The 24,622-nt window shown below is 66.1% G+C and carries 24 protein-coding genes; 14 read left to right on the top strand and 10 right to left on the bottom strand.

Annotated elements, in window-relative coordinates; translation table 11 throughout:
- Nucleotides 1-106 precede the first annotated feature (106 nt).
- Complete coding sequence (purT, locus tag AC5P6E_RS14780; protein WP_099560424.1) at nucleotides 107-1,294, bottom strand: formate-dependent phosphoribosylglycinamide formyltransferase; 1,188 nt, start codon at nucleotides 1,292-1,294, stop codon at nucleotides 107-109.
- Between the two features lie 137 nt (nucleotides 1,295-1,431).
- On the opposite strand from purT, the gene AC5P6E_RS14775 reads away from it, so the two are divergent.
- Genes AC5P6E_RS14775 through AC5P6E_RS14755 form a run of 5 tightly spaced genes read left to right on the top strand, consistent with a single transcriptional unit; the run spans nucleotide 1,432 to nucleotide 4,130 of the window.
- Nucleotides 1,432-2,313 carry an SPFH domain-containing protein gene (locus tag AC5P6E_RS14775; RefSeq protein WP_043396748.1) on the top strand — a complete coding sequence of 294 codons (882 nt, stop codon included), beginning with the start codon at nucleotides 1,432-1,434 and terminating at the stop codon, nucleotides 2,311-2,313.
- A gap of 45 nt (nucleotides 2,314-2,358) precedes the next feature.
- Nucleotides 2,359-2,538, top strand: a complete 180-nt coding sequence (locus AC5P6E_RS14770) for a type II toxin-antitoxin system antitoxin (protein WP_010483358.1) — start codon at nucleotides 2,359-2,361, stop codon at nucleotides 2,536-2,538.
- Nucleotides 2,535-2,714 (top strand): DUF4177 domain-containing protein, encoded by a 180-nt coding sequence (locus AC5P6E_RS14765; protein ID WP_010483360.1) that lies wholly within the window; start codon nucleotides 2,535-2,537, stop codon nucleotides 2,712-2,714. Before AC5P6E_RS14770 ends, AC5P6E_RS14765 begins: the two co-directional genes overlap by 4 nt.
- 3 nt (nucleotides 2,715-2,717) lie before the next feature.
- Nucleotides 2,718-3,311, top strand: a complete 594-nt coding sequence (locus AC5P6E_RS14760) for a PH domain-containing protein (protein ID WP_043396750.1) — start codon at nucleotides 2,718-2,720, stop codon at nucleotides 3,309-3,311.
- A 9-nt stretch (nucleotides 3,312-3,320) separates the two neighbouring features.
- Nucleotides 3,321-4,130 (top strand): M15 family metallopeptidase, encoded by an 810-nt coding sequence (locus AC5P6E_RS14755; protein ID WP_043396754.1) that lies wholly within the window; start codon nucleotides 3,321-3,323, stop codon nucleotides 4,128-4,130.
- A gap of 159 nt (nucleotides 4,131-4,289) precedes the next feature.
- Here AC5P6E_RS14755 and AC5P6E_RS14750 read toward each other — a convergent pair whose 3' ends face one another.
- The 4 genes from AC5P6E_RS14750 to AC5P6E_RS14735 all read right to left on the bottom strand — a co-directional run bounded on the left by AC5P6E_RS14750 (nucleotide 4,290) and on the right by AC5P6E_RS14735 (nucleotide 7,916).
- Nucleotides 4,290-4,661, bottom strand: coding sequence for a DUF423 domain-containing protein (locus AC5P6E_RS14750; RefSeq protein WP_010483366.1), 372 nt, complete (start codon nucleotides 4,659-4,661; stop codon nucleotides 4,290-4,292).
- Between the two features lie 103 nt (nucleotides 4,662-4,764).
- A complete protein-coding gene (locus AC5P6E_RS14745; RefSeq protein WP_021203110.1) occupies nucleotides 4,765-5,838 on the bottom strand; it encodes a polyketide cyclase in 1,074 nt (357 codons plus the stop codon).
- A gap of 234 nt (nucleotides 5,839-6,072) precedes the next feature.
- Complete coding sequence (locus AC5P6E_RS14740; RefSeq protein WP_005408537.1) at nucleotides 6,073-6,714, bottom strand: response regulator; 642 nt, start codon at nucleotides 6,712-6,714, stop codon at nucleotides 6,073-6,075.
- The gene (locus AC5P6E_RS14735; RefSeq protein ID WP_010483369.1) at nucleotides 6,714-7,916 is read right to left on the bottom strand and encodes a sensor histidine kinase; all 1,203 of its coding nucleotides are present in this window, start codon (nucleotides 7,914-7,916) and stop codon (nucleotides 6,714-6,716) included. Before AC5P6E_RS14735 ends, AC5P6E_RS14740 begins: the two co-directional genes overlap by 1 nt.
- 153 nt (nucleotides 7,917-8,069) lie before the next feature.
- On the opposite strand from AC5P6E_RS14735, the gene AC5P6E_RS14730 reads away from it, so the two are divergent.
- The 5 genes from AC5P6E_RS14730 to AC5P6E_RS14710 are packed head-to-tail and all read left to right on the top strand — an operon-like array spanning nucleotide 8,070 to nucleotide 11,095.
- Nucleotides 8,070-8,666, top strand: coding sequence for a GNAT family N-acetyltransferase (locus AC5P6E_RS14730; protein ID WP_010483371.1), 597 nt, complete (start codon nucleotides 8,070-8,072; stop codon nucleotides 8,664-8,666).
- Nucleotides 8,612-9,457 (top strand): septum site-determining protein MinC, encoded by an 846-nt coding sequence (minC, locus tag AC5P6E_RS14725; RefSeq protein ID WP_313208400.1) that lies wholly within the window; start codon nucleotides 8,612-8,614, stop codon nucleotides 9,455-9,457. Before AC5P6E_RS14730 ends, minC begins: the two co-directional genes overlap by 55 nt.
- 37 nt (nucleotides 9,458-9,494) lie before the next feature.
- Nucleotides 9,495-10,304 carry a septum site-determining protein MinD gene (minD, locus tag AC5P6E_RS14720; protein WP_010483375.1) on the top strand — a complete coding sequence of 270 codons (810 nt, stop codon included), beginning with the start codon at nucleotides 9,495-9,497 and terminating at the stop codon, nucleotides 10,302-10,304.
- Nucleotides 10,305-10,306: 2 nt separating this feature from the next.
- Entirely contained in the window at nucleotides 10,307-10,567 is a 261-nt protein-coding gene (gene minE / locus AC5P6E_RS14715) for a cell division topological specificity factor MinE (protein ID WP_004148073.1), read from the top strand.
- Between the two features lie 45 nt (nucleotides 10,568-10,612).
- A complete protein-coding gene (locus AC5P6E_RS14710; protein ID WP_010483381.1) occupies nucleotides 10,613-11,095 on the top strand; it encodes a hypothetical protein in 483 nt (160 codons plus the stop codon).
- Nucleotides 11,096-11,215: 120 nt separating this feature from the next.
- On the opposite strand, the gene AC5P6E_RS14705 is transcribed toward AC5P6E_RS14710, so the two are convergent.
- From AC5P6E_RS14705 to AC5P6E_RS14695, 3 genes are all read right to left on the bottom strand, one after another.
- Nucleotides 11,216-12,445, bottom strand: a complete 1,230-nt coding sequence (locus AC5P6E_RS14705; protein WP_029550672.1) for a DUF819 family protein — start codon at nucleotides 12,443-12,445, stop codon at nucleotides 11,216-11,218.
- A 141-nt stretch (nucleotides 12,446-12,586) separates the two neighbouring features.
- On the bottom strand, nucleotides 12,587-14,665 hold the full coding sequence (locus tag AC5P6E_RS14700; protein ID WP_019336622.1) for an alpha/beta hydrolase family protein: 2,079 nt from the start codon (nucleotides 14,663-14,665) through the stop codon (nucleotides 12,587-12,589).
- A 233-nt stretch (nucleotides 14,666-14,898) separates the two neighbouring features.
- Complete coding sequence (locus tag AC5P6E_RS14695; protein ID WP_010483387.1) at nucleotides 14,899-16,863, bottom strand: OPT family oligopeptide transporter; 1,965 nt, start codon at nucleotides 16,861-16,863, stop codon at nucleotides 14,899-14,901.
- A 200-nt stretch (nucleotides 16,864-17,063) separates the two neighbouring features.
- Here AC5P6E_RS14695 and AC5P6E_RS14690 point away from each other — a divergent pair, with 200 nt between their 5' ends.
- Entirely contained in the window at nucleotides 17,064-18,236 is a 1,173-nt protein-coding gene (locus tag AC5P6E_RS14690; RefSeq protein ID WP_049455602.1) for an acetyltransferase domain-containing protein, read from the top strand.
- A gap of 7 nt (nucleotides 18,237-18,243) precedes the next feature.
- Nucleotides 18,244-19,998, top strand: coding sequence for a peptide MFS transporter (locus AC5P6E_RS14685; RefSeq protein ID WP_019336990.1), 1,755 nt, complete (start codon nucleotides 18,244-18,246; stop codon nucleotides 19,996-19,998).
- Nucleotides 19,999-20,055: 57 nt separating this feature from the next.
- Here AC5P6E_RS14685 and AC5P6E_RS14680 read toward each other — a convergent pair whose 3' ends face one another.
- Together AC5P6E_RS14680 and AC5P6E_RS14675 are read right to left on the bottom strand one after the other, a co-directional pair.
- Nucleotides 20,056-22,038, bottom strand: coding sequence for an alpha/beta hydrolase family protein (locus AC5P6E_RS14680; protein ID WP_019336989.1), 1,983 nt, complete (start codon nucleotides 22,036-22,038; stop codon nucleotides 20,056-20,058).
- Nucleotides 22,039-22,205: 167 nt separating this feature from the next.
- Nucleotides 22,206-22,841 (bottom strand): LysE/ArgO family amino acid transporter, encoded by a 636-nt coding sequence (locus tag AC5P6E_RS14675; RefSeq protein WP_005408523.1) that lies wholly within the window; start codon nucleotides 22,839-22,841, stop codon nucleotides 22,206-22,208.
- A 137-nt stretch (nucleotides 22,842-22,978) separates the two neighbouring features.
- On the opposite strand from AC5P6E_RS14675, the gene AC5P6E_RS14670 reads away from it, so the two are divergent.
- Together AC5P6E_RS14670 and AC5P6E_RS14665 are read left to right on the top strand one after the other, a co-directional pair.
- On the top strand, nucleotides 22,979-23,884 hold the full coding sequence (locus AC5P6E_RS14670; RefSeq protein WP_010483397.1) for a LysR family transcriptional regulator ArgP: 906 nt from the start codon (nucleotides 22,979-22,981) through the stop codon (nucleotides 23,882-23,884).
- A gap of 158 nt (nucleotides 23,885-24,042) precedes the next feature.
- On the top strand, nucleotides 24,043-24,477 hold the full coding sequence (locus AC5P6E_RS14665) for a tetratricopeptide repeat protein (protein ID WP_483697611.1): 435 nt from the start codon (nucleotides 24,043-24,045) through the stop codon (nucleotides 24,475-24,477).
- The last annotated feature ends 145 nt before the right edge of the window (nucleotides 24,478-24,622 follow it).

Here is a 24,622-nt window from a genome sequence, read left to right as displayed (position 1 = left end):
GCGCGCGGCACGGATTGAAAAGCAGCCGAGCGTAGCGTGGGCCCGGCTCTACAGGAAACTTACGCAGCGCAGGGAAAGCCGCCGGGCATGGCCCGGCGCTACCGCTTTACGGGCGCAGTTCGACGCCGATGGCGTCGGCGGCATCACGCGCGATGGCGCGTGCTTCGTCAATGGTTTCCGCGCGCGCCAGGGTCACGCCCACGCGGCGATGGCCGTGCACGCTCGGCTTGCCGAACAGGCGCACGGCGGTGTCCGGCACGTGCAGGGCGGCGGCGACGTTGTTGAAGTACGGCACGCCCTCGCCGTGCGCCAGCAGCGCGCACGAGGCCGACGGGCCGCTCTGGCGGATCACCGGAATCGGCAGGCCGAGGATGGCGCGCGCGTGCAGCGCGAACTCGCTCAGCTCCTGCGATACCAGCGTCACCAGGCCGGTGTCGTGCGGGCGCGGCGACACTTCGCTGAACCACACTTCGTCGCCCTTCACGAACAGCTCCACGCCGAACAGGCCCCAGCCACCGAGGTCGTCGGTGATCGCGCGCGAGATCTCTTCCGCGCGCGCCAGTGCCGCGCTCGACATCGGCTGCGGCTGCCAACTTTCGCGATAGTCGCCGTCCTTCTGCAGGTGGCCGATCGGTGCGCAGAACGAGGTGCCGCCGGCGTGGCGCACGGTCAGCAGGGTGATCTCGTAATCGAAATCGATGAAACCTTCGACGATGCAGCGGCCCGCACCGGCGCGGCCACCGGTCTGCGCGTAGTCCCACGCCGGGGCGATGTCCGCCTCGCTGCGCAGGGTGCTCTGGCCCTTGCCCGAGGACGACATCACCGGCTTGACCACGCACGGCAGGCCGATGGCGGCCACGGCAGCGCGGTACTCGGCCTCGGTATCGACGAAGCGGTACGGCGAGGTCGGCAGGCCCAGGGTTTCGGCGGCCAGGCGGCGGATGCCTTCGCGGTCCATGGTCAGGCGTGCAGCACGCGCGGTCGGGATCACCCGCAGGCCCTGCTCCTGTTCCAGCTGGACCAGGGTCTCGGTGTGGATGGCCTCGATCTCCGGCACTACCAGGTGCGGCTGCTCCTGGGCGATCAGCGCGCGCAGGGCCATCGCGTCCAGCATGTCGATCACGTGCGAGCGGTGTGCGACCTGCATCGCCGGCGCGTCGGCGTAACGGTCGGCGGCGATCACCTCCACGCCCAGCCGCTGCAGCTCGATGGCCACCTCCTTGCCGAGTTCGCCCGAGCCCAGCAGCAGCACGCGGGTGGCGGAGGGAGACAACGGAGTTCCAAGCTTGGCCATGGCAGTTCCAGCAGCGATGTGAAGGCGGGTGGGCATTCTAGCTGGCCGGGCACCCGGGCCATGGCATCCGACGAACGGTAGTCGACAAGTGATATCACTTTGATATCTTCACCTTGAACCCTCAAGGACGTACCGCCATGAAAGAGAAGTCGCTTGCCTCCCTCAACGGCCTCGGCACCCTGGCCGGATCCCTGCTGGCTGCGCTGGCCGGCGGCGCTCTGTTCGTGCTGGGGGTGGCGGCCAAGGCCAGCACCGGCTCGCCCAACCTGCTGCTGATGCTGGCCGGCGTGCTGGTGGTCGCTGCCGCGGTCTTCATCCTGGCCGGCCTGTACACCATCCAGCCCAACCAGGCGGCCGTGCTGAGCCTGTTCGGCAAGTACGTCGGTACCGTCAAGGACAACGGCCTGCGCTGGAACAACCCCTTCTACGCCAAGCGCCGGGTCAGCCAGCGCGTGCGCAACTTCGAGAGCGGCAAGCTGAAGGTCAACGAGCTGGACGGCAGCCCGATCGAGATCGCCGCAGTGATCGTCTGGCAGGTGGTCGACGCCTCCGAAGCGGTCTACAACGTGGACGACTACGAGAGCTTCGTGCACATCCAGTCCGAATCCGCGCTGCGTGCGATGGCCACCAGCTATCCCTACGACCAGCACGAGGACGGCCAGCTGGCCCTGCGAAGCCATGCCAACGAGATCTCCCAGCACCTGAAGAACGAGCTGGCCGAGCGCCTGGCCGATGCGGGTGTGCAGGTGATCGACGCGCGCATCAGCCACCTGGCCTACGCCGCTGAAATCGCCCAGGCGATGCTGCAGCGGCAGCAGGCCAACGCGGTGATCGCCGCGCGCACGCGCATCGTGGCCGGTGCGGTCGGCATGGTCGAGATGGCCCTGGCCGAACTGCAGAAGAACGGCGTGGTTGAGCTGGACGAGGAGCGCAAGGCGCACATGGTCAGCAACCTGCTGACCGTGCTGTGCTCGGACCGCGGCACCCAGCCGATCGTCAATGCCGGTTCGCTGTATTGAGCCACACTCGCAACGGGGCGCCCCACCGCCCCGCCAGGAGCCCCCATGAGTGAGAAGAAAGCCTATCCGCTGCGCATCAACGCCGAGGTCCTGGCCGCGGCGCAGCGCTGGGCCGACGACGAGCTGCGCAGCCTCAACGCGCAGATCGAATACGTGCTGCGCGACGCCCTGCGCAGGGCAGGACGCCTGCCGAAACCCACGCCATCGCCGGAGGACAAGGAATGAGCACGCGCTGGAGTTACCAGACCATCGAAGTGAAGACCACGATGATGGGCACCCTGAAGGCCGAGGACATCCAGAGTGAACTGACCCGCCAGGGCCAGCTTGGCTGGGAACTGGTCAACGTCATCATCCCGGCCCCGATGCGCCCGGCGATGCTGGTGTTCAAGAAGGAGGCCTGAACCATGGGCGGCAGCGACCCCAAACCCTTTGACGTGGCCGAGAGCTCGCCGCTGCGCGTGCTCTGGATCGTGCTGCCGCTGCTGGCTGCCTTCGTGGCCTGCCTGTACGCACAGCTGTACAAGGCACCGGCAGGCGCCCCCTGGATCGAAGTGACGCTGTCGCCGCCCTGGTTCCGGATGGGCGGCAGTGCGGCATGGAGCCTGATCGTCATCGCTGTACTCGCTGTCGGGCTGGGAGCCGCATTCTTCCGCCGCCGCGTGGCGCTGGCCGGCAACGTGCTGGACGTGCACTCGACGATGTATCGGCGGCGCGTACCGGTGGCGCAGCTGCGGCTGGACCAGGCCGAGGTGGTCGACCTGCAGCGTGACCGCCGCTACGGCATCCGTGTCAAAACCAATGGCTATTCAATGCCGGGCTTCTACTCGGGCCACTTCCGCCTGCAGGGCGGCGGCAAGGGCTTCGCCCTGGTCACCGACCGTGCGCGCGTCCTCGCCCTGCCGGTCAGTGATGGCAGCACGCTGCTGCTCAGCGTGGACCGGCCGCAGGCCCTACTCGATGCACTGCGCAAGGTGGCCGCGTCGGCGCCACGGCAGTAAGCTGCGGCGATGCAACGACGCCCCCCCCTGCTGATCAATACCGAGGCCATCGAGCTGTGGCCCGCCCACCTGCTGCGTGCACGCAGCAACCTGGATGCACGCCTGCTGTCGCAGGCGCACTGGGTGCTGCGGCGCAAGCGCGATGGCCGCTACCTGGCGGCGGTACTGGCGCAGGGTGTGCACGCCATGGTGCCGCGCCTGCCACGCGAGCCCGGGGTCGAGGAAGCACTGGCGCTGCTGGATGCCGCGGCAGCGCGGCCCTTCGCCGCCGGGCTGGAAGAACAATGGCTGCCGCTGGCCGGGTTGCAGCAGCGCCTGCAGCAGCTTGGCCTGGATGCACAGCGCTACGCAGACGGCAGCGGCTTGCCGCTGGAATCCGAACCGTGCCTGCTGCACTTCGCCGGTCGCGACCGCTTCGCCCGCCCATTGTGGCTGCGCCGTGGCGCCGCGCAGGGCTGGCGGCGGATGCAACTGCACGCGGCACAGGACGGAATTGCGCTGGACGCGATCTCCGGCTTCCGCAGCCATGCCTACCAGCTGGGCATCTTCGAACGGAAGCTGGCGCGCGGCTTGAGCGTGGCAGAGATCCTGAAGGTGAATGCCGCACCGGGGTTCAGCGAACACCACAGCGGCCACGCGCTGGACATCGGCACGCCGGGCGACGCGCCGGCCGAAGAATCGTTCGAAGCCACCGACGCGTTCGCGTGGCTGCAGGCCCATGCCGGTGAACACGGCTTCCATCTGAGCTACCCCCGCGACAACCCGCACGGAATCGTCTACGAACCGTGGCACTGGTGCTGGAAGCCGGCCAACGGCTGAGCCCCTCGTGGCGAAAGCCTGGGGCAATCAGTGCATGGCCGCAGGATGGAACAAGAGAGCAAAGACAAAAGCGGGTCGCTTCGCTCGAAGCCGAGCATGGCTCGGCTCTACAGAAGCTGACGGCGCAGCGGTGTCGTGCTTGGCCGATCTCCGCTGCCGTCACCGCCTCAACGCATTGATCCCCAGCAACACCCATCCGGCCATCATGCTGGTGCCGCCAATCGGTGCCATGCGCGTCGGCCACTGCCACAACGCGCCGCCCACCAGGCTGCCGGAAAACAGCAGCACACCCAGCAGCAGCACGTACAGCGCCAGGTGCGCGATCGCTCCCTGCGCGCGCGGTCCGAGCGCCACCAGTACCGCACCATGCGCGAACGCATACAGCGCCGCCATGTTCAGATGCTGCTGCGCCAGCGGGTCGGCCACACCGTGCGAGGCGTAGGCCGACAGGCCGATCGAGGCGGCGGCCAGCAGCGCACCCAGGCAGGCCAGCAGCGAAGGCTTACGTGCGCGACGTTCGAGATTGAACATGTGGGCTCCTTGCGCAGCGCCCTTGCCGGGCGCCAGATGAAAAAAAACGCGCCGCAATGAGCGGCGCGTTTTCGTGTCCAACACTACATGGGTCAGCCGAAGCTTACTTGACGGCCCAGTAGATGTCGTAGGTACCTTCCGGGGTGAACGACTTGTCGATGCCGTCCTTCCAGGTTTCGTACGGACGGTCGATCACTTCGTTGCCGGAAGTCACGGCCCAGGCACGCAGACCGTTGCGGGCCACGTCCAGACCCGCCATGTGGCCGGTGTAGGCGGCATGCGCCGAACGGTGCGGAGCCACATGCACGTACTTGACCGGAGCGCCACCGTCGATCTTGACGGTCAGCTCTTCAGCGGTGGCACCTTCAGCACCCTTCTTCTTCACCGGCTGGGCGATGTCGAAGGCGTACTTTTCCTGACCGAAGTCGGTGGTGATGATGCGGAACGGACCGGCGGCTTCAAGGCCATTGGCCTCCATCACGCGCTTGATCCACTCCTGGTTGTCCTTGATGGACTTGGTGATCGTGTCCTGACCACGGTCCACGTTACCGGCGTTGACGACCAGCAGGTCTTCAGCCGGCACGTCGACGATGCCCAGATCGGTCAGCGGGGCTTCCGGGGTGCGGTAGTCCACGTTCGGGACGGTGGCCAGCATGTTGGCCATGCGCGACAGACCCATCTTGATGTCGTCGCCGATCTGGCGGCTGACATACAGGCCTGCATAACGGCCGAACAGGTCAAAGCCGTACTTCACCGAGTAGTCCTGGGTGATCTTGACGTTGCGGCCACCCTTGCCGGTCGGCTCCAGCGTGAAGGTGGTGATCTTGTCGTGACCCTTGGTGGCGTCATCGATGGCGATCGCAACACGCTTGTTCTCTTCGGCTTCGGTGATCTTCCAGGAACCGGTGCCCAGGTCCTTGGAGGTGAAGTCGAGAGTGGCACCGACGCCGGAGGCCGGGCCGGACAGCTTCAGTTCAACGGCGGGATCGCGCAGTACCAGCGGGTTCCAGTCCTTGAAGCGGCGCAGGCTGCTGACCGTGTCGTACACGATCGTCATCTTGCGGTTGGTCTCGATGCTTTCGGTGATGTGACGCTCGCCCGGCAGACATACGCCAATGATGACGAACAGGCCAGCCACGATCCCCAAGGCGATCAGGAACTCGATAATACGGGTCATTCAGAGAGTCTCCGGGGCCGATCCCACGGCCGGGTTGATTGAAGCGAAGCGCCAATCCTAGCAGGCTTCGCGGGCATTGTTTATCGGGATTGGCGCACCGGTTTCCCTGCCGGCTGCGTATTTGTATGGACAAAGAATTCGAAGCGTACCGCATACCGATACCCGTGAAGTAGGGGGCAACCCCACCCGAGGGCCATGCCTGGGCCTCAAGTCATTGTCCTGAAAAGGTTTTCCTCAGACCAGCTGAAGCTCGAACGCCTTCAGTACGGCACGCGTACGGTCGCGCACGCCCAGCTTGGACAGGATGTTGGACACGTGGTTCTTGATGGTGCCTTCGGCCACACCCAGCGAATTGGCGATCTCCTTGTTGGAGAAGCCACTGGCCATCAGGCGCAGGATCTCGGTCTCGCGGTCGGTCAACGGGTCCGGCCGGTCCAGGCTGACGAACTCGTTGCGCATGTGCTCCAGGCCGGACAGCAGGCGCTGGGTCACGGCCGGCTGCACCAGCGAACCGCCTTCGGCCACGGTGCGGATGGCACCGACCAGCTGCGCCAGGGTCACGTCCTTGAGCAGGTAGCCCTTGGCACCGGCCTTGAGCCCGGCCAGCACCAGCTGGTCGTCGTCGAAGGTGGTGAGGATGATGGTCGGCGGCAGCTGCTCCTGGCGCGACAGCACCTGCAGCGCCTCCAGCCCGGACATCACCGGCATGCGCATGTCCATCAGCACCACGTCGGGACGCACCTGCGGTATCAGCTCGACCGCCTGCCGGCCATCGCCGGCCTCGGCCACCACCTCGATACCGTCGTCGAGCGCCAGCAGGGAGCGGATTCCCTGCCGCACCAGGGTTTGGTCGTCGACCAGGCAGACGCGAATCATCAACGCACTCCTTCAGGAACCTTGGTAAGGGTGGCCACCAGCACCGTTGCCGGCACCGTCGCCCGCAACCGGAAGCCTTCACCGGGGCGGGTTTCGACCTGCAGCTGGCCACCACATTGTTGCAGGCGCTCGCGCATGCCGCGCAAGCCATTGCCCACATTGACCATATCCGCGCCGACACCGTCGTCGCGGGCCTCCACCACCACCCGGTCGGGGGCTTCACGGTACACCTTGATCCACAGGTGGCGGGCGCCGGCGTGGCGCACCGCGTTGGTGATGATCTCCTGGGTGCAGCGCAGCAGCACGTGGGCCCTCTGCGGGTCCTCCACGTTCAGCGGATCCTCGATGTCCAGCTGGATGTCCAGCGAAGGCACATTCTCGGTCAGCGGGCGCAGTGCCGCGGCCAGATCGATGGCGCCGGTCTCACGCAGCTGGCTGACCACCTCGCGCACGTTGCCCAGCAACAGCTTGGCCAGGGCGTGCGAGCGCTTCACATGGTCCAGCGCCTGGCCCTCGGCCAGGTGGCCGGCCACTTCCAGGTTCAGGGTCAGCGCAGTCAGCTGATGCCCCAGAAGATCGTGCAGCTCACGCGAAATGCGGGTTCGCTCATTGACCCGGGCGCTTTCGGCCAGCAGGGCGCGGGTGGCGCGCAGCTCCGAATTGAGCCTTCGCTGCTCGTCGCGGGCCTGGGTCTGCTGTCGCGCGACAAGGCTGGTCACGAAGATGAACATGGAAAAGCCGCCATACAGCAGCGATTGCATCACGGCTTCGAACAGAGGGAAGTGCAGCAGCATGTAATAGACCGGGGCCACCGCCAGCTGGCTGACCAGCAGCCACAGCACGCACAGGCGCGCCGACAGCATCCACGGAATGACGCCGGCAGCCACCATCATCAGGATGCTGCCAAGGCCGGAACCACTGAGGTAGCTGACGCCCAGCGCCGAAACCGTCAGCAGCAGCAGCAGGCCGCGGTCCAGCCAGGTGGTGTGACTGTCGCTGTCGCTGCGCAGGAGGCGGGTCAGCCAGTAGTACGCGGCGCCGAAGGACAGGTAGGCGACGAACAGCAGGATCGCCCAGCTGCCCATATCGCTGCGGCTGTGCAGGTTCTCGAACTGCGAGTACGCCAGTGGCAGGCCGACCATGACCCAGGTAAACAGGCCGGCCAGACGGAGGACGCGGGTATGGCTGAGGACTCCCAACATGCCAGCACTCTACGGGCCCGGCCTGCGTCGCGCACTCCCACGGAAGTCATGCATCTGCGGCCCCCTGTTCATGCCGCAGCCCACCCCGGGCATGCAATAATCGTGCGCAGGGTCCAATTTGACGGACCAACCGCGTTACCCCACGGAGTCACAATGTCGATTGTCATCCGCGACGTGCGCGAGCACGAGCTCGATTCCGTCCTGGCTTTGAACAACAACGCTGGCCTGGCCATCCTTCCCCTGGATGCGGCCCGCCTGCGCCTGTTCTACGAAACCGCTGAGTATTTCCGCGTCGCCGAGCGCGACGGCAACCTGGCCGGTTTCCTGATCGGCTTCGGCAGCGACAGCCAGCACGACAGCAGCAACTTCGCCTGGTTCAAGCAGCAGCTGGACACCCCGTTCTTCTATATCGACCGCATCGTGGTCGCCAGCCGCCGTCGTGGCGGTGGCGTCGGCCGTGCGTTCTATGCCGACGCGCAGAGCTTCGCCGAGCTGCGCTACCCGCAGATGACCTGCGAAGTCTTCCTCGACCATGGCGCCGATGCCGCCCTGCTCTTCCACGGCAGCTTCGGCTTCCGCGAGCTGGGCCAGAACACCATGCCGCAGGTCGATGTGCGCGCCAGCATGCTGGCCAAGGAACTGTGCAGCTACCCGTGGGTCCAGGAGACCTACGGCGGCAAGCTGCCGGATGTGGCATGGACACGTGCCCGGCAGCTGCCGGCACAGGCACAGCGGCCGACGGGGACCTGAGCGTGGCGGTGAATTTCGATTACGAACAGGCCGGTGAACTGAAGATCGGCCAGGTGGGCGTCGCCAACCTGCGCATCCGCACCCTTGATGTCGAGCGCCTTGTGCAGGAAATGCGTGAACGCGTCACCCGTGCGCCGAAACTGTTCGGCCGCGCGGCGGTGATCCTCGACTTCGGCGGCCTGAGCCAGGTGCCGGACGTGGCTACCGCGCAGGCGCTGGTCGATGGCCTGCGCAGTGCCGGCGTGCTGCCGGTGGCGTTGGCCTATGGCACCAGCGCGGTCGACCTGCTCTCGCAGCAGCTCGGGCTGCCCCTGCTGGCCAAATTCCGCGCCCAGTACGAGCGTGCCGAGGCCGAGCTGGCTCCGCCGCCGTCCGCGCCTGAACCGCGTCGCGCGGCCCGTGCCGAACCGAAGCCGGCGCCGGCCACGCCGGTGGCCAAGGTCGCCGACGCCGCCGCACCGCAACCCGGCCGCATGCAGCTGGGCAACGTGCGTTCGGGCCAGCAGCTGTACGCTGAGAACTGCGACCTGACCGTGATGGCCACCGTCGGTGCCGGCGCCGAAGTCATCGCCGACGGCAGCATCCATATCTACGGCACCCTGCGCGGCCGCGCGCTGGCAGGGGCCCAGGGCAACACCGCGGCACGCATTTTCTGCCGTGATTTCCATGCGGAACTGGTGGCCATTGCAGGCCACTACAAGGTACTGGACGATGTCCCGGACAACCTGCGCGGCAAAGCCGTGCAGGTGTGGCTGGAACAGGACCAGATCAAGATCGCTGCGCTGGACTGACGCAGCTCCAAACTCATGCAGAACCAGGAGAAGTCCTTTGGCTGAAATCATCGTAGTCACCTCCGGCAAGGGCGGCGTCGGCAAGACCACTTCCAGCGCGAGCCTGGCCTGCGGCCTGGCACGGCGCGGCAAGAAGGTGGCGGTGATCGACTTCGACGTCGGCCTGCGCAACCTCGACCTGATCATGGGCTGCGAACGCCGCGTGGTGTACGACTTCGTCAACGTCGTGCACGGCGAAGCGACCCTCAAGCAGGCCCTGATCAAGGACAAGCGCTTCGAGAACCTGTACGTGCTGGCCGCCTCGCAGACCCGCGACAAGGACGCACTGACCCAGGAAGGCGTGGGCAAGGTCCTGAAGGACCTGGCCGCCGACGGTTTCGATTACATCATCTGCGATTCCCCGGCCGGCATCGAGAAGGGCGCCTTCCTGGCGATGTACTTCGCCGACCGCGCCGTGGTGGTGGTAAACCCGGAAGTGTCGTCGGTGCGCGACTCGGACCGCATCATCGGCCTGCTCGATTCGAAGACCCACAAGGCCGAGTCCGGCCAGGACGTGCCGGCCTTCCTGCTGCTGACCCGCTACACCCCGCTGCGCGTGGAAAGTGGCGAGATGCTCAGCATCGCCGACGTCGAGGAAGTGCTCGGCCTGAAGGCGATTGGCGTGATCCCCGAGTCGGGTGACGTGCTCAACGCCTCCAACAAGGGCGAGCCGGTCATCCTGGATGTCGAGTCCGCTGCCGGCCAGGCCTACGACGACGCAGTCGCGCGCATCCTCGGCGAAGAACGCCCGATGCGCTTCACCAACGTCGAGAAGAAGGGCTTCTTCAGCAAGCTGTTCGGAGGGTAAGCATGGGCCTGTTTGATTTCCTCAAAGCGAAGAAGACCACCGCCGAAACCGCCAAGAACCGCCTGCAGATCATCATCGCGCAGGAACGCAGCAACCGTGGCGGCCCCGATTACCTGCCGCTGCTGCAGCGTGAGCTGCTGGAAGTGATCAAGAAGTACGTGAACATCGACGTCGATGCGGTGAAGGTCGACCTGGTGAAGGATGGCCAGCACGACGTGCTGGACATCTCCGTGGCGCTGCCTGAAGGCCCGGACAAACCCTGATCTCCTGCCCCGCCCGTGCCTGCATGGGCGGGGCTGCCCAACCGCATGACCGATACGACAACCGCCGTGGACATCACCTGCGTGGGCGACATCGCCTTCGCCGATGCGCAGCGCCTGCTCGCCGCGCATGGCCTGCGGCTGCACCACGTCGCGGCCGGTGAACCGATTCCCGGCAGCTACTGGGGCGAGCCCGAGGCCGGCATCATCGCCAGCAACGTGTATGTGCGCGACGACACTCCCGTACATTCGATGCTGCACGAAGCCTGCCACCTGATCGTGCTGCCACCGGAGCGGCGTGCGCAGGTGCATACCGACGCCACCGACTCGGTGGCCGAGGAAGATGCCACCTGCTACCTGCAGATCGTGCTGGCCGGGCAGCTGCCGGGGGTTGGCACTGCGCGGCTGATGGCCGACATGGATGCCTGGGGGTATACGTATCGGCTGGGATCCACCAAGGCGTGGTTTGAACAGGACGCCGAGGATGCGCGGGCGTGGTTGATCGAACGCGGGTTGCTGCAGGCGGCGTAACCGCCATCCACGCATGGCGTGGATCTACTGTAGAGCCGAGCCCATGCTCGGCTGCTCTTCGCTGTCACGAGCGCGAATGCAAAGCCAGAAGCAGCCGAGCATGGGCTCGGCTCTACAGGATCACCCCTGCCCGGCCAGCGCGCGCAGGGTAATACCGACGATGTAGGCCAGGTACGTGCCGGTCGCATAGCCCATCGTGCCCAGCAGCACGCCCACCGGCGCCAGCGCCGGATGGAACGCGGCCGCCACTACCGGCGCCGAGGCCGGGCCACCGATGTTCGATTGCGAACCGATCGCGAAATAGAAGAACGGCACCTTCAGCAGCTTGCCCAGGCACCACAGCAGCACGATGTGCACGGCAATCCAGATCAGGCCGAGCAGGAACAGCCACGGGCGATCCAGCAGCGCCAGCAGATCCATCTGCATGCCGATGCAGGCGATCAGGAAATACAGCAGCAGCGAGCCCAGCCGCGAGGCGCCCGCCCCTTCCAGGGTACGTGCACGGGTGAAGCTCAGGCTCAGGCCCAGCGAGGTCGACAGCACCACCACCCACACGAACGGCGCATCCAGGCTGAACTGCGAAGCCCAGCTGACGTTGGCCTTGAACCACGCCGCCAGCGGCGCGCCGATGGCGTGCGACAGGCCCACGCCACCGAAGGCCACCGCCACGATCAGCATCAGGTCGGTAAGGCTGGGAATGCGCTCGTGCTCGGCCTGGAAGCGCGCGATGCGCTCCTTCAGTTCATCGATGGCCGAAGTATCGGCGCCGCTGCGTGCATCAATCTTCGCGGCGCGCCCGGCCAGGAAGATCAGTGCCGCCATCCATACATAGCCCACGCCGACATCGACCACCGCGAACTGGCCGAAGGTGGTTGCATTGACGTCGAATACTTCGCGCATCGCCAGCATGTTGGCACCGCCGCCGATCCAGCTGCCCGCCAACGCGGCCATGCCGGCCCAGGTGTCGCCGGCCACGGTTTCCGGATGCACCGCGCGCATCAGCAGGAACGCCACCACCGCGCCGAGCATGATGCTGGCCGACGCGCCCAGGTACATCAGCACCAGCTTCGGGCCCAGCCGCAGGATGCCCTTGATGTCCACCGCCAGCGTCAGCAGGATCAGCGCCGCCGGCAGCAGGATGTCGCGTGCGATCGGGTTGTAGAGCTTGGTGTTCTGGCCATCGATGAGGCCGACGGTGTTGTAGATGCCGGGAATCAGATAGCACAGCAGCAGCGCTGGCACGAACGTGTAGAAGCGCTTCCACAGGCCCTGCTCGCGCGAGGCGGTCCAGAACACGGCGCCGAGGGTGGCGGCGATCAAGCCGAAGACGACGATGTCGTTCTGGATCATGCAGGGGCTCTTGTAGAGCCGAGCCATGCTCGGCTGCTGTTGGCGAAGGTGTGCCGACCAACGGTCGGCACCCACCGGCGGGAACATCGGCACCCACCGTCGAAAACAAAAGCGCCGCCCCGAAGGGCGGCGCTGCAGTCATCAGTTGCCGATGTGCTGCTTCAGCCAGGCATTGACGGTGTCATGCCACAGGATGCTGTTGTTCGGCTTCAACACCCAGTGGTTCTCGTCCGGGAAGTACAGGAACTTCGATTCGATGCCCTGGCGCTGTGCAGCGGTGAACGCAGCCAGGCCCTGCTCGACCGGAATGCGGAAGTCCTGCTGGCCGTGGATGACCAGGATCGGCTTCTTCCAGTCCGCCACGTGGTTGACCGGGTTGAACTTCTCGTAGTTCGCGGCCTTCTGGTACGGGGTACCGCCCTGCTCCCACTCGGTGAACCACAGCTCTTCGGTGGCGTAGCCCATCATGCGCTGGTCGAACACGCCGTCATGGTTGACCAGGCACTTGAACGGGCTGTTCCAGTTGCCGGCGATCCAGTTGACCATGAAGCCACCGTAGCTCGCGCCCAGCGCACAGGCCTTGTCACCGTTGAGGAAGGAATACTTCTTCAGCGCCGCGTCCCAGCCCTTCTGCAGGTCTTCCAGCGGGCGGTCGCCCCAGTGCTGGCTGATCGCATCGGTGAAGGCCTGGCCATAGCCGGTGGAACCGTGGAAATCGATCATCACCACCGCGTAGCCCTGGCCCGCGTAGGTCTGCGGGTTCCAGCGGTAGCTCCAGCCGTTGCCGAAGCTGCCCTGCGGACCGCCGTGGATCAGGAACGCGACCGGGTACGACTTGCCTTCCTGGTAGTTGTGCGGCTTGACCACGTAGCCGTGCACGGTGTCGTTGTTCCAGCCCTTGAACTCGAACTGTTCGTAGTCACCGAAGGTCACGTCCTTCAGTACGTCGCCAGCAGCCGGGGTCAGCGCGCGCAGTTCGCCGATGGCCTCGCCCGCGGCCGGCAGCAGGCCGACCAGTACCTGGTCGTTGCTCTTCAGGCTGTTGCGGGTGATGGCCACGCTGTTGCCGGCCACGTCGACAGCAGTAACGCTGCCATCGCCAATCAGCTTGGTGGCCTTGCCGCTGGCCACGTCGATCTGGAACAGCGGGTGTTCGCCGAGGTCATCGGCAGTGGTGTAGATGCTGGCACCGTCGGCGGACAGGGCGATGCCGCCAGCCGAACGATCCCACTGCGGGGCGATCTCGCGCGTCTTGCCGCTGGCAACGTCCATTGCCATCAGGCCAAAGCGATCGGCTTCGAAGCCCGGGCGCTTCATCGCACGGTAGAACAGGGTTTTGCCGTCGGCGCTGAACACCGGGCCGGCATCCCAGGCCGGGTTGGACGCGGTCAGGTTGACCGGTGCCTGCTTGCCTGCGGCGTCGAAGCGGTACAGGTCGAAGTTGGTCGACCATGGCTCCTGCTTGCCGGCCACACGGATGCTGGCCACCACGCTGGCACCATCCGGCGACCACGCGAAATCATCGTTGCCACCGAACGGCTTGGACGGCGCGTCGCCATCGATGGTCGCGCTCAGTGCAGAAGCGCCCTTGACCGCGCCGGCCTTGGCCGACGGCAGCGGCGCCACGAACAGGGTATTGCGGCGGCCGTCGTTCCAGGTATCCCAGTGGCGCACGAACAGCGAATCGAAGACCTTGCCGCTGGCCTTGGCGCCGGCCACGTCCTTCAGCTTCTTCTCGGTGCAGGTCAGGTCCGAGGCGCAGGCCTGGAACACGCCGGCGCTGAACAACACGCGGTCGTCCTGCGGCGACACGTGGTAGCTGTCCACGTCCACCGGGAAGTCGGTCAGCTGGCGCGGAGCACCGCCGCTGATCGGCTGCGCGTACAGCTGCTGGCTGCCGTTCTTGGCGCTGAGGAAGTACACGGTCTGGCCATCGGCCGACAGTGAAGCGGAATTGACACTCCAGCCAGCCGGGGTGATCTGCTTCGGCGGCGCCGCATCGCGGGTGCGCAGGTTGCGTGCGAACAGCGCGGTGGAGGCCTTCAGGTTGGCGTCGACGCTGCGCTTGGCGAACACCACGGTGCCGCCGTCAGCGGTCAGTACCGGCGCGGAGACGCGGTCCATGGCCACCATGTCGCGGACTTCCAGGCCACGGGCAGCGGCAACGCTGGGCAGGGCGGCCAGCAGGCTCAGTGGCAGCAGGGCATGACGCAGTTTCATCGGGGTCTCCGCAGGACGGCAAAAAACCGATGTTAGGCCCGTGCGGCCGGGGCTGCCAAGGCCATCGGTCATGCCTGCGGGCGGGCAATCGCCAGAAACAGCAAACCGCGCCGTAGCGCGGTTTGTGGGGACACGGGGGGCGGATCCGATTCCGGCGGAATCGGCTCTGACCCCAGACGCTGTCAGCGTGGGGTCAGAGCCCTTCCCTCCGGGAAGGGATCCGACCCCCTGCATTACGCCTTGGCGTACTTGCCAGTGCGGTAGATCAGCCAGCCGACCAGGAACAGCACGGCCAGGCCGATCCACTGTGCGCCCGGCAGGTGGAACGGCACGGCCAGCACGTCTGCGCGGCTGCTGACCACGATCGGAATCGCGATGGCGATGCCCATCAGCGCCTCGCCGGTGATCAGGCCGGCAGCGAACAGCACGCCCGGCTTGTGCACGCGGTCGCGGCCTTCTTCGTCATCGGCGCGCACCTTGTGGAAGCGCTCCACCAGGTGGGCAATCAGGCCACCGAGGAAGATCGGCACCATCAGTTCCAGCGGCAGGTAGATACCGATGGCGGCGGCCAGCACCGGCACGCGGAAGCGTGCGTTGCGCGACTTCAACCAGCTGTCGAAGGCGATGATGGCGGCGCCGACCACGGCACCGATGCCGATGAAGGTCCACGGCAGTTCGCCACCGAACAGGCCCTTGGCCACCGAGGCCATCAGGTTGGCCTGCGGTGCAGCCAGCGCGTTCGGGTGCAGCTCGGACTTCACGCCGATGCCGTAGGCGGTTGCCAGCAGGTTCAGCACCGGGGCCATGATCAGCGCGCACGAGAACGCACCGATGCCCAGCATCAACTGCTGCTTCCACGGGGTGGCGCCGACGATGTAGCCGGCCTTGAGGTCCTGCAGGTTGTCACCGCCGACCGCCGCAGCGCAGCACACCACCGCGCCGATCATGATCGCAGCCACCGCACCCAGCGGCGCACCGCCGGCACCGACCGGCTTGAGGCCATCGGCGCCCAGCAGCACCACCAGCACGGCCGAGGCGAACAGGATGGTGGAGATGGTGATGCCCGAGACCGGGTTGTTGGACGAACCGATCAGGCCGGCCAGGTAGGCCGAGACCGACACGAACAGGAAGCCGGCGACGATCATGATGAGGGTCATCGGGATCGACACGTGCCACTGGCCGACGATGGCCTGGTACAGGGCCAGCAGCGGCAGCACGAAGACCACCAGGGCCACCAGCATCCACTTCATCGGCAGGTCGCGCTCGGTGTGCGCCAGCACCGGGCCGCCGCTCTTGCGGGCGGCGGCAAAGCCGCTCTTGACGCCGTTGAGCAGCGACTTGCGCAGCGAGATCAGGGTCCAGATACCACCGATCAGCATCGCGCCGACACCCAGGTAGCGCATCTTCGCACCCCAGATGGCAAACGCGGCTTCGGTGGACGAAGCGGTGGCGACCGACGCGGCCAGTGCCGGATCGGTGTTCATGAAGAACGCCTGGTAGATCGGAATGGCGATGTGCCAGGTCAGGATCGAGCCGGACACCACCACGATGCCGACGTTGAGGCCGACGATGTAGCCCACGCCCAGCAGTGCCGGCGACAGGTTGGTGCCGATGAAGGCGGTGACCTTGGAGCTGCCGACGTAGGCCGAAGTGGCCCAGGCATCGGGAATCAGGCGCATGCCGCTTTCCGCGGCCAGCTTGACGAAGGCACCGATCACCGCCGACAGGCCGAGGATCTTCAGGCCCGGGCCCGGATTCTCACCAGCCTTGAGCACTTCGGCCGCGGCCTTGCCTTCCGGGAACGGAAGCGGGTCTTCGACGATCATCGAACGGCGCAGCGGCACCGAGAACAGCACACCCAGCAGGCCGCCAAGGCCGGCGATGCCCAGCACCCACCAGTACTTGAAGTCCGGCCAGTAGCCCATGATCACCAGCGCCGGAATGGTGAAGATCACACCGGCGGCGATCGACGAGCCGGCCGAAGCGCCGGTCTGCACGATGTTGTTTTCAAGGATGGAGCCACCGCCCAGCAGGCGCAGCACGCCCATGGATATCACCGCGGCGGGAATGGCGGTGGCGATGGTCAGGCCTGCGAACAGACCGAGGTAGGCGTTTGCGGCCGACAGCACCACCGCCAGCACGATGGCCAGGGCCACTGCGCGGAAGGTGAGCTGCTTGGGCGCAGCGTCGTGGTTCATGGAAGCCCCTGCTGGCAAAAAATCCCTGCCACGCTAGCGTTCAGGACAGATCAAGTCCAGCGTGCCAAAGGATGGGGGCGTGTGCTGCAGCGCAATGGGCCAGTACGTGGACCGGCAATCGACCGACCCGGCAAAGTCCGGTTGGGCACACAGCAAATGATATGTTATATCTTAATGCTACCTTGTTATTACTGCATCGCATGCCCCCTTCCCCCTCCCCTCGCCTGGCCTCCATCGACCAGCTGCGCGGCACCGTGATGCTGTTGATGTTGCTGGACCACGTGCGCGAGACCTTCTTCCTGCAGCACCAGGTGAGCGACCCGATGGACGCGGCGACGGTCTCCCCTGCGCTGTTCGCCTGCCGTCTGCTGGCCCACCTGTGCGCGCCCGTGTTCGTCCTGTTGACCGGTCTTTCGGCCTGGCTGTACGGCCAGCGCCAGGCGGATCCGCGCCGGGCCACGTCCGCCTTCCTGCTCAAGCGCGGCCTGTTCCTGGTCGTGCTGGAACTGACCCTGGTGAACTTCGCCTGGACCTTCCAGCTGCCGCCGGACACGCTGTACCTGCAGGTGATCTGGGCCATCGGCCTGAGCATGATCGCGCTGGGCGGCCTGTTGTGGCTGCCCCGTCCCGTCCTGCTGGTGGCCGCGGTCGCGGTGGTGGCCGGGCACAACGTGTTGGATGGTGTGCGGACGGAAGGCAACGGGCCGCTGCCGGTGCTGTGGAAAGTGCTGCATCAGCGCGACTGGATCGAGGCCGGTGCGCTGCGCCTGCGCACGTCCTATCCGCTGCTGCCCTGGATCGGGGTGATTGCGCTGGGCTACCTGATGGGGCCGTGGTTCGGTCGCGAGCGCGCGCCAGAGCAGCGCCAGCGATGGCTGCTGTGGGCAGGCATCGGCGCACTGGCCCTGTTCGCACTGCTGCGATTCGCCAACCAGTACGGGGATGCACCGTGGCAGTACCAAAGCAGCACGCTGCGCACATGGATGAGCGTGTTCAACATCACCAAGTACCCGCCGTCGCTGCAGTTCCTGCTGTTGACCCTGGGCGTGGGGCTGTTGCTGCTGCGCCTGTACGAATGGCCACCCCTGGCGCGTGCGCTGCGCCCGCTGGCCGATATCGGCGCCGCGCCGATGTTCTTCTACCTGCTGCACCTGTATGTGCTGAAGGGGCTGTACCTGGCCGCGCTGGCAATCTGGGGACCGACGCACGGTGACCTGTACGCGCTGGATTCGGTGGCCGGCCTGCTGCTGGTGGCCTGTGCGCTGGCGGTGGTGCTGTACCCGCCGACGCGGGCCTTCGCGCGGTTCAAGGCGCGAAGGCGTGACCTGGCTTGGCTGCGCTACCCGGTGCGTGCCTGCGGCACGCGCCTATAATTCCGCGATGAATTCCACTGCTATCGCTTCCGACGACTTCCTGGGCCATCCCAAGGGCGTCTACGTCTGCTTCTTCACTGAAATGTGGGAGCGCTTCTCCTTCTACGGCATGAAGGCGCTGCTGCTGCTGTACCTGACCAAATACCACCTGTTCGGCGACAAGGCCGGCCTGGACCTGCTCGGTGCCTACGGCGGCCTGGTGTACTGCATCCCGGTATTCGGCGGCATGCTGGCCGACCGCTGGCTGGGCATGCGCCGGGCGGTGCTGTTCGGCGGTATCCTGCTGGTGCTCGGCCACCTTGGCATGGCCTTCGAAGGCCACGCCGCGTACCGGGTGAACGGCGAAGTGGTGCGCGACACCTCGGCACTGGCGGTGACCTACCTGTCGCTGGCACTGATCATCATGGGCGTCGGCTTCCTCAAGCCGAACATCTCCACCATCGTCGGCAAGCTGTACGCCAAGGACGATCCGCGCCGCGATTCGGGCTTCTCGCTGTTCTACGCCGGCATCAACCTCGGCGCGCTGTTCTCCTCGCTGGTGTGCGGCTTCCTCGGCGAGGCCTATGGCTGGAAGTACGGTTTCGGAGCAGCCGGTATCGGCATGCTGGCCGGCCTGGCGATGTTCCTGTGGGGCCAGAAGTACCTGCAGGGCCATGCCGAACCGCCGCAACCGGCGGCACTGAAGCAGAAGGTGCTGGGCCTGCCGCGCGAATGGCTCATCTATCTGTGCGCGGTGCTCGGTGTGCTGCCGGTGGCGTGGCTGATGTGGGCCGCCGGCAATGGCGCATTCGCGCTGGGCGGTGAAATCAGCCTGGCGCTGATGCTGATGCTGGTGGTGCTGGGCGGCGTGCTGGTCTGGTTCGCCTGGTTCACCGGCAGCAAGTGCACGCCGGTGCAGCGCCAGCAGATGATCGCGCTGATGGTGCTGATCTTCATGGCGCTGGTGTTCTTCACGATGTACGAGCAGTCCTACGGCTCGTGGGTGACCTTCACCGACCGCCTGCTGACCAAGGACATCGTGCCCTCGCTGGTGATCACCGGCGGTACGCCGCTGCCGTGGTCGATCATCTCGCTGCTGCTGGCACCGCTGGGCTTCGTGGTCAGCGCGCGCCTGTCCGAACGGCGCCCGGGTTCGGCTGCGCCGCGCACGTTCTTCGCCGCCATCGTCGTGCTGATGCTGGTGCTGCTGGTGCGCGACTGCCTGGTGATCCCGCAGACCGCAGGCTCGCTGACCTACCTGGGTGGCCTGTTCCTGGTGCTGCTGGCACCGGCCTTCGCCGCACTGTGGACGTGGATGGACCGCCGCGGCTGGGAACCGGGCAAGCCGGTCAAATCGGCCTGGGGTCTGGTGATCGGCGCGCTGTCGTTCGTGCCGCTGGCACTGGCCGCACAGCAGGTCGGCGCTACCGGCGAGATGGCCAGTGTGTGGTGGCTGGTGCTGGCCTACTTCCTGCTGGCCAGTGGCGAGATGTGCCTGTCGCCGGTCGGCCTGTCGGCGGTCACCCAGTTGGCCGTGCCGCGGGTGATGAGCCTGATGATGGGCACCTGGTTCCTGGCCACCGCATTCTCGGAGACGCTGGCCGCGCTGTTCGGCAAGCTGGCCGCGATCGAGGTGCCAGAAGGCGAATCGCTGGACATGGTGGCCGCCGCCGGCGCCTATGCGCACCTGTTCTGGCTGCTGATGTGGATCGGCTTGGGCTGTGCGCTGGCCGCCTTCATTGCCGCGCCGCTGCTGAAGAAGATGATGCACGGGGTCAAGTAAGCCCGCTGCAGGCGAAATCCGGGGCGGCGGATCGATCATCCGCCGCCCCCGGCTTGTTCAGGGCGCGCTGCTCTTTTCCGCAGGCGTGGCCTGCGCGGCCACCTGTCCCCCCAGGCTGCGCGAGAGGAAGGCCAGCAACCTGCTGTAGTACGTGCGTTGATTGGCAGGAGAATAGAAACCATGCCCTTCGTTCTTGACGAACAGGGTTTCCACCGGCGAGCCGGCCTTCTTCAACGCAGCTTCCATGCGTTCACTGTGCACGATCGGCGCACGCTGGTCCTGCCCTCCCGCGGCCAGGAATACCGGCACCCGCACCTGCGCGGCCAGATTCACCGGGGAACGCTCTGCCAGATCCTTGGGCGATCCCAGCCAGTTGCGCAGATAGGCCAGGCCTGACTCATCACTCTGGATGTCTCCACGGGCGTACATCAACGGCAGGTCGTAGATGCCGACGTAGCCTGCCGCGCACTGGTAGAGGCCCGGCTCGCGCACCGCCCCCATCATTGCCGCATAGGCACCGTAACTGGCCCCGTAGATGCAGATGCGGTTCTTGTCGGCCACGCCCTGTTCGATCGCCCAGCGCGTGGCATCGGTGACGTCATCCTGCATCGACAGTCCCCATTGCTTGCGCGCGGCCTGCATGTGGGCCCGGCCATAACCGGAAGAGCCGCGGAAATTCACCTGCAATACCGCGTAACCTGCCGCCGCCAGCATCTGCGCCTCGGCGTCATAGGCGCCGTCGTCGGCAACACCGATCGGACCTCCGTGCGGCACCACCACCATCGGCAGCGCACGGGCCTCGCGGCCGTGCGGGACGGTAAGGAAGCCATGCAGCGGACGCCCATCGCGCGCCTTCAGGCTGATCGGACGCACCTCCGCCGCCAGCGCGGGGTCGATCCAGTCGCTGCGGCTGATCAGGTGCCGTGCACTCTTGCCAACCGTGTCATAGAGATAGAAATCGCCCGGATTGCTGCCTGACCAGGTTTCCACCAGCACCGTCCTGCCATCGCGCGTGCTGGAGGTGATGTAGGCCGCTCCGCCCAGGCCCGCTTCGAGGCTGCGATAAAGGCGGGCTTCGTTCGAGGCGTCATCGAAGAATGCCGTTCGCGGCGCACTGCCAAGGAACAGTGCCCCGACCGGCACGCGGCTGCCGGGGCGCCGGATGATGCGCGCCGGGTCGGCGCTCTCATCGCGCAGCACGGTGCGTCGTTCATTGCTCTGGGGGTCCCAGCTGACAATGGCATCGGGTCCGTCTGCCTGCTCGACCTGCAGGTACGCCAGGCGACCGTCGGCCGAGAAGCCGAGGGGCAGCTCGATGCGCTTGCTCAGGGATTCATCGTTGAGCAGGATCCAGTCGCTGTTGCTGCCTGTGCGGTAGTAGAGCTTCTGCGTGCCATCGGTAACGACAGCGCGCGCGAAACGCACCTCACCCTGCTCATCGATCGTGAAGTCCGCATCGGGGATGGGAGCCCGTGCCACCGCGTTGCGGCGACCGGTGATCACATCCATGCGCTCGACCTGGGCATGCGAACTGCCGACCAGCGGGATCACCGTCACCAGTGCGTTGCGATCGTCATCCTTGAGTTCGTCGCTGAGGTACGCGGCCACCAGGCCTGCCGGTTTGACCTTGATGTTGGTGCCCAGGCTCTGGTCGGCAACCCGGTAACCCACCAGCAGCTCGCCGCCCTTGCCGTTGGCATTGATACCGAACAGTTCGCCGGTCGGCGTCGGCCGGTCCAGCACGCCGAACTTCTGTGCCATGCCCACCAGCAGCCGCTCGTTGCTGACCCAGTCGAAGGTGTGGGCGTGATCGTTGCGGGGCGGGCGGAAGCTGCCGACCATCTTCATGTCGGCAATGCGATAGATCGCCAAGGCGGTTCCCGCCTCCAGCGGAACCGTCGCGGCGATGTACTCGCCCCCCGGCGAAATCTTGATGTCGGTAAACGACTCCTGCCGCAGATAGCGATCCAGGTCCAGCGCTGCGGCCGATGCCCCACCCACAACCGCTCCCAACAGTACAGCCAGCACAATCCTGCGCATCCTTCCCCCATGGAAAACCGGACACCCTGTCCGGATGCACGATTCTAGGCACGTGACCGATTGCCGCGCCACATCGGCAGAAAAAACGACGGCACCGTTGCCGGTGCCGTCGTTACCACTACCTTGGAGAGAGAGTCAGGACGTGGGTTCGGGGGGCGTGCGCCGGGTCAGTGGACCCCGCGCACCGCCAACGTGAGGGCCAGGATGCTGAGGATCACGGCAATGGTGCCGTCAAGCACGCGCCAGGTACTGGGCTTGGTGAACAGTGGCGCCAGCAGGCGTGCACCCAGGCCCTGCGCGGTCAACCACAGGCAGCTGGCGGTGACCACGCCAGCGGCGAAGGCCATGCGGGCGTTGCCGAAGTTCTCGGCGATCGAACCGATCACCATCATGTCCAGCCAGAAGTGCGGGTTGATCAGCGAGAAGCCGACCGCAGCCATCAGCACCGCGCGGCGGCTGCCGTCGTCACTGTCGGCCTCGCCCATGCCACCGCCACCGGCGATCGCACGGCGTGCCGACTTCATTGCGTACCAGGCCAGGAACGCGACACCCGTCCACAGCACGGCGGTGGTCAGCCACGGCAGTGCCGAGGTGAGCGTGCGCAGGCCGGCCACGCTGGCGAAGATGAAGATCGCATCGATGGCCGCACAGGTGGCAACCACCGGCACGATGTGCTTGCGCAGGATGCCCTGGCGCAGAATGAAAGCGCTCTGGGCCCCGACCACGGCGAACAGGCCGATGCCGGTAGCTGCACCAGAGAACCAGGCACCGAGGCCGGTGCTGGCGGAGATGACCGAGAACATGGGATTCACTGCCTTTACTTGCTTGGGGGACGGTGCCTCGCGAAGGCGGACAGCACCGGAACGGGCGCCATTGTCGCGCCGCAACATGAAAAAGACGAGCTAAACTTCCTAAACCAACATTAGCGGAACTTAATTCGATGCGTATCGACCATGCCCAGCTGCGCGCCCTGGCCGCGGTGATCCGCGAAGGCAGCTTCGACCGCGCCGCACAGTCGTTGAATGTCACGCCCTCGGCCATCTCGCAGCGGGTCAAGGCGCTGGAGGACCGGGTCGGCCGACTGCTGGTCAAGCGCGGCACTCCGGCCACCGCCACCGCCGAGGGCCAGGTGCTGGTGCAGCTGGCCGAGCAGACCGCCCTGCTCGAACACGATGCCCTGCACCGTATGGGCCTGGCCGACGAGGACCTGCCCCAGGCAAGCATCCCGGTGGCGGTGAACCACGACAGCCTGGAGACCTGGTTCCCGCAGGCCGCCTCGCAGTTCGCGCAGAGCACCGGCACCACGCTGGACCTGCGCGTGGAAGACCAGGACCACACCGTCGAACTGCTGCGCCAGGGCACGGTGCTGGGCGCGGTGACCACCCTGGATGAGCCGGTGCAGGGCTGCCAGATCCACGCGCTGGGCAGCATCCGCTACGCGGCGACCTGTACCCCCGAGTTCCGCGAGCGCCATTTCGCCAAGGGCGTAACCGCGCAGGCGCTGGCGCAGGCCCCGGTGCTGGTATTCAACCGCAAGGACGAAATGCAGTCGCGCTTCGCCCGGCGCATGGCGGGCGACGACCTGCCCAGCACCGCGCCGACCTGGTGGATTCCGTCCACCCGCGCCTTCGTGCAGGCCAACCTGGGCGGCATGGGCTGGACCATGAACCCCCTGCCCTTGGTCAAGCGGCATCTGGACGCCGGGCGACTGGTCTACGTGCGCCAGCGCGCGTGGGAAGACGTGCCGCTGTACTGGCAGCATTGGAAGGGCGACGTGCAGACCATGGCCCTGCTGACCCGCGCGGTGCTGGATGCCTCCTCCGCGCTGGTCCGGCGCAAGCGCTGAGCTGGCCTCCCAGGGGATGTAGATCTTGGTCGGCACCTGCTTTCGGCTCACGCGGCCAAAATTCGAGGCAATTGCGACACCGAATAGCGCAATTGCCAGCCGACAGATGCACTTGTTTTACGTAGGCTGGAAAGCTTGCCAATTGTGAGTCAAACCGAATGGAACTTCCTGACGAAATCTATGAGCGGGTCACTGACCTCTCAGAGCAGGGAAACGTCCTCATGGATGCCGATGACCATGCTGGCGCGACTCGGTGTTGGCTGCAGGCTTTAGAAGCGTTGCCAGCTCCTGCCAAGGATTGGGAGGCCTACACGTGGCTCTGTGCTTCACTTGGAGACGCGAGCTTTCTTTCCGGTGACGTAGTGACCGCCCTGAAGTACTTCATGGATGCATTGAATGGTCCGGACGGGCATGCCAATCCCTTCATCCTGTATCGCGTTGGCCAATGCAACGAACTTCTGGGGCAGCGGGATCGGGCCCTTGAGTACCTGCTCAGGGCGTATTCATTGGATGGCGAGGACATATTCGACGCCGACGATGAAGGTGGGAGGTACCTTGCCTTGCTGCGACAGGAGGGCCTCACTGCGCCCTAATACCACCAGGGCAGGTAAGCGTTGGGAATGCATCGCTTGATAGTCGGGAGTTGTCGAGCCCGGGCCATGGAGAAGTGGGGTCGAAAGCGACTTAATCCCCTCCGTCCCCTTTTTGCTCCATCCAACCTCCACGAAACCTCCACAC

This window comes from Stenotrophomonas sp. YJH_SMC_16, from assembly GCF_059367875.1.
The sequence above is the reverse complement of the archived record's forward strand: the minus strand, read 5'-3'. Positions and strand labels throughout refer to the sequence as shown.